The sequence below is a fragment of the Stenotrophomonas sp. HMWF003 genome (genome assembly GCF_003061285.1).
Taxonomy (GTDB): domain Bacteria; phylum Pseudomonadota; class Gammaproteobacteria; order Xanthomonadales; family Xanthomonadaceae; genus Stenotrophomonas; species Stenotrophomonas maltophilia_AP.
The window spans coordinates 10,307-10,932 of the sequence record NZ_QAIW01000457.1 but is presented as its reverse complement, the minus strand read 5'-3'; the positions used below and the strand labels follow the sequence as shown (position 1 = coordinate 10,932).

Below are 626 nucleotides of genomic sequence, written 5' to 3'. Positions count from 1 at the left end.
GGTGCTGCTGGCCCATACCCTGGGGGCCCTGCTGTCGCACCCGGTCGTGGCCGGGGTGATGGTGGTGGTCGCCGACGGCGACACCGACTGGCCGGGCTGGCAGTCGCTGGCCGACAAGCCGATCCTGACCTGCATCGGTGGCGCCACCCGCGCCGCCTCGGTGCTGGCCGGCCTGCAGGCCTTGCCCGAGAGCGTGCGGGCCGATGATTTCGTGCTGGTGCATGACGCCGCACGGCCCAACCTGGCTGCCGCCGACCTCGGCCGGCTGCTGGAAGTGGGGCGCAATGATCCGGTCGGGGCGATCCTGGCCGCACCGGTGCGCGACACCCTCAAGCGTGCCGGCGACGACGGCGGCATCGACGCCACCGAGCCGCGTGCACGCCTGTGGCGCGCGCTGACCCCGCAGCTGTTCCGCCGCCACCAGCTGGCACGGGCCCTGCAGGAGGCGGCCGACGCCGGCGTGGAGGTCACCGACGATGCCATGGCGATGGAGCGGCAGGGACTGCGCCCGTTGCTGGTGGAAGGCAGCGAGGACAACTTCAAGGTCACCACCCCGGCCGATCTGTCCCGATTCGAATTCGAGCTGGCGCGTCGCGGGTACTGAGCCCGCGCGCGTCGCCACAACT

The 626-nt window shown here is 72.5% G+C and carries 1 protein-coding gene; it reads left to right on the top strand.

The window, feature by feature from the left end; all coding sequences use genetic code 11:
• Positions 1-604, top strand: a 604-nt coding sequence (ispD, locus tag DBR34_RS20285) for a 2-C-methyl-D-erythritol 4-phosphate cytidylyltransferase (protein WP_258224200.1), incomplete at its 5' end; no start/stop codon positions are given.
• Positions 605-626: the final 22 nt, after the last annotated feature.